Here is a 7,446-nt window from a genome sequence, read left to right as displayed (position 1 = left end):
GCCATCGTGTGCTTCCTCCTCGATCGGAGTTACACCGTTGGTTTTACAGTCCCGAACCAGGCTCACGTCGAGCTCGGCGGAGGCGGGTGGAGCGGCCGGTTCGGCGCCGGCGGAGGCCGGAGGGCCGGGGTCGGGGGCGGGGTCAGCCGGTGGAGCTGTTCTCCTGGCGGACGAGCGCGGCGATGCGGACGTCGCGAGTGCGTTCCAGGTGCGCGCGCAGGACGGTGCGGGCGCGGTCCTGGTCGCCGTCGGAGATGGCCTCGAGGACCTCGGCGTGCTCGTCGTCGGTCGACTCCAGGTTCGGGTTCCGCGACATGTCGACGCTGTCGTAGAGCGCGAGCTGCAGTGCGAGCTGCTCGAGGATGCCGGTGATCGTGGGGTTGTGACAGGCCTGGCGCAGGACGGCGTGCCAGCGGCCGTGCAGGGCGCGACGCTCCTCCTGGTCGCGGGCGTTGCGCGCCTCCTCGTCGACGTGGCGCAGCCGGGCCAGGTCGAGAGCGGAGCGGTGCGCGGCCGCGGAGGCGGCGGCCTCGGCCTCCAGCGCGATGCGCGCCTGGTAGATGTCGACGACCTCGGGCGCGGTGAGGGCCCGCACCTGCGGGCCGCGGGGACCGCGGACGACGAGCCCGTCGCACTCCAGGCGGAGGATGGCCTCGCGGACGGGAGCGCGACCGACGCCGAGGCGGGTGGCGAGAGCGGTCTCGAGCAGGGTCGTCCCGGGCGGCAGCGCCCCGCCGACGATCTCGTCGCGCAGCACGAGGTACTGCGACTCGGCGGTGTTGCCTGCCTGCACGGGTGCGGCCACGGGTCCCCCTCACCTGCCGGACCGTGAGGTCCGACCGACATCGACGGGCCACAGCGTACGGGACGTGTCCGCACAATCCCGCATCTACGTCCATCATGTAGACGCGTGTAGACGCGCGTCGACGCGCGTCTTGCGCATGCCGCGGCAGTCACTTACTGTCGCGAGCGACCACCCGGCAGGACTCCGCACCGACGCGAGGAGGAACCGTGAGCGCACGTCACTTCTCCCAGCGCAGCGTTCTGTCCCGGCCGCGCGACACCCGCGGTGACCGCGGCTGCCGCAGCTGTCGTCCTGGTCCTCGTCGCGGCTGAGCCGCAGCCCGTGCCGTCGAGCCGGGCAGCTCGCGCCCTTCCGTGGCGCACCGTCCGTGACCGCGTGCCGGTCCGGATCTCCTTCCCAGAGAGGTTTCTCCGATGACGGCTGACGTCGTGCTGCGCCGTGGACTGGTCGTGGCGGCCCTGACCCCCTTCGTGGGGACCACCGTGCGCGTCGACAAGGCGCGGTTCGCCGCGCAGATCGACGCCCTGGCCGCCGCCCGGCCCGTCGCGGTGACCGTCGGGGCCGTGGAGAGCCAGGAGTTCCAGGTGCTGTCGAAGGCGGCGCGGCTCGGCCTGGTCGACGCGGCCCGCGCGGGCCTGCCCGACGACGTCCCGGTCATGGCCGGCGTGTCCAGCCCGTCGCTGAAGGAGTCGATCGCCCTCGCCGCGGAGATCCACAAGCGCGGCGCGGCGGTGGCTGCCGCGGTCGCGAGCCCGAAACCCTGGGGGGCCGCACCCACTCCCGACGAGGCCCACCGCTGGTTCGCGACGCTCGCCGACGAGAGCCCGATCCCGGTGCTGCTCTACAACAACCCGCGCCTGGGCGTGGACCTCTCCGTCGACACGATGGCCCGGATCTGCAGCCACCCCAACGTCGTCGCGATCAAGGAGACCTCGCGCGACGAGCAGAAGCTGCTGGGGCTGGTCAACCGCGTCCAGGGCAACGCGCACGTCTACACGAACATGGAGCTGCTGCTCTCGACGCTGGTCCTGGGCGGCAGCGGCGCCATGCTGCCGACGTCGGGCCTGCCGATCGCGGCGCGGCTCGTCGAACACGTCGAGGCCGGCGAGATCGCCGAGGCCGCGAAGCTGCAGCTGTTCTTCTCCGAGTTCCCGGGCCGCTGGACCGGGCTGGGCTTCCTGCCCGCGGTCAAGGCCGCGGCCGGGCTGATGGGCTGCGAGCTCGGCGAACCCCTGTGGCCCTGGTCGGGCCTGGACGACAACGCCCGCGCCGAGATGCGCGAGTTCCTCGCGAAGTGGGACCTCCTCGACTTCTTCGCCCCTACCGGGAAGGCCGCCTGATGGCACTGGTCGACGTCTCCCACCAGCTCTGGCCCGGGATGCCCAAGATCCCGATCCTGCCCGAGGTCGAGCGCCACCAGGTCGCCTCGATCGCCGCGGGCGCCCCCTTGAACATCAGTGCGATCACCCTGGCGTTGCACGTCGGCACGCACATCGACGCCCCGGCGCACGCCGTCGACGGCGCGGCGACGATCGACGAACTGCCGATCGAGCGGTTCGCCGGGACGGCCGTCGTCGCGAAGGTGGACCGCAAGCCGGGCGAGGAGATCACGGTCGACGACGTGCTCGCCGGCGGTCCTGCCCCGGCCCGGGGTGAGTTCCTGCTGGTCGCGACGGGCTGGAGCGAGAAGTTCCTGACCTCCGACTACGGCGACCACCCGAGCCTGTCCCCCGAGCTGGCCGCGTGGTGCGTGGAGCAGGGCATCCCGTTCGTGGGCGTCGACATGATCACCCCCGACCTGCCGGTGCACCGCCGCGGCGAGGGCTTCGACTACCCGGTGCACCGCACGCTGCTCGGCAACGACGTACTCATCGCCGAGAACCTCACGAACCTCGACGGGCTGGCCGGCACCCGGGTCCATCTCCACGCCTACCCGCTGGCCATCCGCGGCGGCGACGCCGGACCGGCCCGCGTGGTCGCCGACACGGGAGCCGCCCGATGACACGTGCACTCGACCACGGTCCCGGACCGCTCGACTTCCCGGACAGCCCGCTGTCACGGGCGGCCCGTCAGCCGCTGATGCTCGGCCTGTTCCTGCCGCTGCAGACGGGCGCGTTCTCCCAGTCGACGCTTCCCCGCGACACCCGCTGGGACTTCGAGTACAACCGCCACCTCACCCAGCTCGCCGAGCGCTCCGGGTTCGAGTTCGTGTTCGGGCTGCAACAGTGGGTCGGCAAGGGCGGCTTCGGTGGCGAGATGAACTACCGGGAGAACTTCCTGGACCCGTTCATCTCGACGATCGCGCTCTCGACGGTGACGACGAGCATCCTGTCGATCTCCACCGTCCACGTCCTCTACGGCAACTGGCACCCGATGCACCTGGCCCGCTTCGCCGCGACCGCCGACCACATCGCGGGCGGGCGCTACGGGCTCAACATCGTCACCGGCTACGCCACCGGCGAGCCGCCGATGTTCGGCATGGACCGCATCGACCACGACCGCCGCTACGACATGGCCGACGAGTTCACCTCGATCCTCTCCGACCTGTGGAACGGCCGCGAGAACCTCACCTACGACGGCGAGTTCTACAAGCTGACCGACGCCTACGTGTCGCCGCGGCCGCGCTACGGACGGCCGATCCTGGTGGCGGCCAGCGGCTCCCCGGCGGGCTACGACTTCGCGGGCCGCCACGTCGACATCGTGTTCACCGCGAGCCCCGCGGGCGCGGACTACGACGGCGCGATCGACGCGATGCCCGAACACGTCGCGAAGATCAAGGCCGCCGCCCGCAAGCACGGCCGCGAGGTCAAGGTCATCATCTTCCCGCTGGTCATCTGCCGCGAGACCGACGAGGAGGCGTTCGCCTACCGCGACGAGATCGTCGCCCACGCCGACACCGGGTCGCTGGTCAACTACCACGCCCGCCACGCCACCGGCGACGCCCAGGCCTGGCCCCAGCACGTGCTGGCCGATCGCGCGCTCGGCGGGCACCTGCAGATCACCGGCGGCCCGGAACGGGTCGCCGAGGCGCTCGACCGGCTGCACGCGGCCGGGTTCGACGGCGTCCAGCTGGGCTTCTACGACTACGAGCCGGAGCTGGCGTTCTTCACCGAGGCCGTCGTCCCGCTGCTCAAGGCCCGCGGGCTGCGGGGCTGAGCCGTGGAGACGATCCTGACCGCCACCGTCATGGGCCTGGGCATGCACCACGGCTCCTGGCGCTACCGCGACGGCGACGCGTTCGACTACGTGGACCCGGACTACTACGCCCACATCGCGCGGACCGCCGAAGCCGGTGCGCTGCACGCGATCTTCCTCGCCGACACCCTCGACGTCAGCGAGGAGCGCTTCGCCCGGCCCAACCTCGGGTCGCTCGACCCGGCGGTGACGCTGGCCGTGATGGCCGCCCACACCGAGCGGATCGGGCTCGTCGGCACCTCGTCGACGACGTTCAACGAGCCCTTCAACCTGGCCCGGCGCTTCGCGAGCCTCGACCACATGAGCCGTGGCCGGGCCGGCTGGAACGCGGTGACGACGTTCGTCCCGGCGGTCGCGGGCAACTTCGGCGGGATGCCGCTGCCCGCCCACGACCAGCGCTACGCCCGCGCCCGGGAGTTCCTCGAGGTCGTCATCGACCTCTGGGAGAGCTGGGAGGCCGACGCCGCCGTCGGAGACAAGGCGGCGGGCACGTTCGTCGACGCCGCGCGGGTGCACACCCTCGACCACGTCGGCGAGCACTTCTCCGTCCGCGGCCCGTCGACGCTGCCGCGCTCGCAGCAGGGCCGGCCGGTGATCTTCCAGGCCGGGGCGTCCGAGGGCGGGCGCGACCTGGCGGCGCAGTACGCCGACGTCGTGTTCACCGCGCAGAACACCATCGAGGCCGCGACGGCCTTCCGCACCGACGTGCGCCGCCGCGCCGTCGGCTACGGCCGCTCCGCCGACGCGGTGAAGATCGTGCCGGGGCTGCTGCCGGTCGTCGGCAGCACCAGCGCCGAGGCCAAGGCGCGCAAGGAGAAGCTCGACGAGCTGCGCGGCGTCGGCCCGGAGCTGGAGAAGCTGGCGCTGCGGGTCGGCGTGCCGGTCGAGGCGTTGGAGCTCGACGAGCCGCTGCCGGTCGAGCTGATCCGGGCCAACGACGCGTTCCGCGGCTCGCACGGGTTCCGCGACGCCGCCGTCGAGCTCGCGACGCGGGAGAACCTGACCGTCCGCGAGCTGCTCTACGCCAACGGCGGCGGGCACCAGCAGGTCGTCGGCACTCCCGAGGAGATCGCCGACACCATCGAGACATGGGTCGACGCCGGTGCGGTCGACGGCTTCAACCTCATGATCGACGCCTTCCCGTCGGGGCTGGAGGACGTCGTCGAGCACGTCATTCCGTTGTTGCGCAAGCGATGTCTGTTCCAGCACGACTACGCCGGTACGACGCTGCGCACGAATCTCGGCCTCCCACCCCTCCCCTGAACCCGGAAGCGAAACCATGACCGAGCCCGATCCGGTGCTCGTCGCGCATGCCGACGGCGTCGCGCGCGTGACCTTCAACAGACCCGACCACGCGAACACGATCACCTATGCCACGATGACCGCGTTCATCGACGGCCTCGAGCAGGCCCACACCTGCGGCGCGAACGTCCTCGTCGTGGCCGGCAACGGCACCGACCTCACGCTGGGCCGCGACAAGGGCGAACGCGTCCCCGGCGTCAGCCGTGCGGACAACCTGCGGCTCATCCTGCGCGCCAACGACCTGCTCGCCTCGTTCCCCGGGATCAGCGTGACCGCGGTGCGCGGCCGCGCGTTCGGCTTCGGGACCGGGCTCGCGCTGCACTCCGACATCGCGATCGCCGCCGACACCGCGACGCTGGGCTTCGACGAGCTGGCGGCCGGTCTGCCGCCGCTGGTCGTGCTCACCTACCTGTACCGCCACGTCACCCCGAAGGCCGCCGACGACCTCGTGCTCACCTCGCGCAAGGTCGGCGCGGCCGAGGCGCTGCGGCTCGGCCTGGTCAGCCGCGTCGTCGCCGAGGCGGACCTGGACACGACGGTCGAGCGCACGGTCGCCGAGCTCGCCGGTCGCGAGCCGTCGGCGCTGCGGTTGCTCAAGGAGTTCGCGGGCGAGGCGAAGTCGGCGGACCAGCGGCCGGCCAAGGAATTCGGCGAGTACGCGGTGGAGCGTCTCGTCGCCTGGATCGAGCGAGGGAACTCATGAGCACCGAGATCGCGGCCACCGGGACCGCGCGCAAGACGGCGCCGAACACCCGCCGCGCCAACTTCGCCTCCGCCTGGCTGGGCTGGATGCTCGACGGGTTCGAGACCTACTCGATCGTGCTGGTCGGCAGCCTCGTCGTCGCCGACCTGGTCGGGAGGAACGCGTCGCCGATCTGGTTCGGCACGATCCTCGCCGTCCAGCTGATCGCGTGGGCGGTCGGCGGGCTCGCATCCGGCGTGCTGATCGACTACTTCGGCCGCCGCCGCGTGCTGATGGTCTCGATCCTCACCTACGCGATCGCCACCGGCCTGGCCGCGCTGTCGCCGAACTTCACGATCTTCCTGATCCTGCGGATCATCGCCGGGATCGGCATGGGCGCGGAGTGGGGGCCCGGCAGCGCGCTCGTCGCCGAGACCTGGTCCGACCGCACCCGCGGGCGCGGCATCGCCCTGCTGCAGTGCGCGTTCGGCGTCGGGTTCCTCGTCGCGACCGGCGTGTTCTGGCTGCTCGGCCCGACCGAGCCCGGCACCTGGCGCTGGCTGCTGGCGATCGGCGCACTCCCGGCCCTGGTCGTGCTGTTCGTGCGGCGCCGGGTCGGCGAGTCCCCGATGTGGGAGGACGCCGACGCCCGCCGCCGTGCCGCGACGGCCCGCGCCGCCGGTGGCGAGTCGCTCGACGCGAACGAACGCGCGCTGACGACGTTCACCCTGCGCCGGCTGTTCACCGAGCCGGGGAGCCGCAGCCGCATCCTCAAGCTGCTCGCCTGCTCGACCGCGAGCCTCGTCGGCTGGTGGGCCGTCTCGACCTGGGTCCCGCAGTACGCGGGCGCCGCCGTCAAGGCCGCGGGCGCCGCACCGACGACCACGACGTTGATCGTCGTCGCCTACAACGTCGGCGGTGTGCTCGGCTGGCTCGCCTGGGGCGTCCTGGCCGACACCATCGGCCGCCGCTGGGCCCTGTGGTCGTACTTCGCCGGGGCACTGGTGCTGACGTGGGTGCTGTTCGGGGTGCACTACACGTCGCTGGGCCTGCTGACGCTCGTCGTCGGCGTCAACGGGTTCTTCACCCTCGGCCAGATGGGCTGGATGGCGACCTACCCGGGCGAGCTGTTCCCGACGAGCCTGCGCGGCAGCGCCATCACCGTCGTGTTCAACGTGAGCCGGGTGTTCGCCGCGGCGGGCGCCCTGCTGGCCGGCGGGATCGTCGGTGGCCTCGGCGGGATCGCGACGGCCGCGCTGACCATCGGCTCGATCTACGTCCTCGGCCTGGTGTTCGCGCTGCTCGTGGGCCCGGAGACGAAGGGCAAGCCGCTCCCGCAGTGACCCTGTGAGTGGCAGACGAGCCGGGTGCCGGCCAGCGAGGTGTCCCCGGCGTTCGCCGCGGCCGCCGACCGCATCGCGTCGGAGGTCGCCGAGCGCCTGCGCGCGGCATAGCCTCGCCG

General features: G+C 72.2%; 7 protein-coding genes. 6 read left to right on the top strand and 1 reads right to left on the bottom strand.

Annotation, left to right across the window (positions count from 1 at the left end; translation table 11 throughout):
• Positions 1-142: 142 nt before the first annotated feature.
• On the bottom strand, positions 143-805 hold the full coding sequence (locus TOK_RS06410) for a GntR family transcriptional regulator (RefSeq protein ID WP_216361871.1): 663 nt from the start codon (positions 803-805) through the stop codon (positions 143-145).
• A gap of 413 nt (positions 806-1,218) precedes the next feature.
• On the opposite strand from TOK_RS06410, the gene TOK_RS06405 reads away from it, so the two are divergent.
• Genes TOK_RS06405 through TOK_RS06380 form a run of 6 tightly spaced genes read left to right on the top strand, consistent with a single transcriptional unit; the run spans position 1,219 to position 7,327 of the window.
• On the top strand, positions 1,219-2,145 hold the full coding sequence (locus TOK_RS06405) for a dihydrodipicolinate synthase family protein (protein ID WP_098956870.1): 927 nt from the start codon (positions 1,219-1,221) through the stop codon (positions 2,143-2,145).
• Positions 2,145-2,807 carry a cyclase family protein gene (locus TOK_RS06400; RefSeq protein WP_098956869.1) on the top strand — a complete coding sequence of 221 codons (663 nt, stop codon included), beginning with the start codon at positions 2,145-2,147 and terminating at the stop codon, positions 2,805-2,807. The genes TOK_RS06405 and TOK_RS06400 overlap by 1 nt, the downstream gene beginning before the upstream one ends.
• Positions 2,804-3,961: an LLM class flavin-dependent oxidoreductase gene (locus tag TOK_RS06395; protein ID WP_098956868.1), complete on the top strand. Its 1,158-nt coding sequence runs from the start codon at positions 2,804-2,806 to the stop codon at positions 3,959-3,961. Before TOK_RS06400 ends, TOK_RS06395 begins: the two co-directional genes overlap by 4 nt.
• 3 nt (positions 3,962-3,964) lie before the next feature.
• Entirely contained in the window at positions 3,965-5,263 is a 1,299-nt protein-coding gene (locus tag TOK_RS06390) for an LLM class flavin-dependent oxidoreductase (protein ID WP_098956867.1), read from the top strand.
• A gap of 16 nt (positions 5,264-5,279) precedes the next feature.
• Entirely contained in the window at positions 5,280-6,005 is a 726-nt protein-coding gene (locus TOK_RS06385; protein ID WP_098956866.1) for an enoyl-CoA hydratase/isomerase family protein, read from the top strand.
• A complete protein-coding gene (locus TOK_RS06380) occupies positions 6,002-7,327 on the top strand; it encodes an MFS transporter (protein ID WP_098956865.1) in 1,326 nt (441 codons plus the stop codon). The genes TOK_RS06385 and TOK_RS06380 overlap by 4 nt, the downstream gene beginning before the upstream one ends.
• The last annotated feature ends 119 nt before the right edge of the window (positions 7,328-7,446 follow it).

Source organism: Pseudonocardia sp. N23, assembly GCF_002583555.1.
Lineage (GTDB): Bacteria > Actinomycetota > Actinomycetes > Mycobacteriales > Pseudonocardiaceae > Pseudonocardia.
The sequence above is the reverse complement of the archived record's forward strand: the minus strand, read 5'-3'. Positions and strand labels throughout refer to the sequence as shown.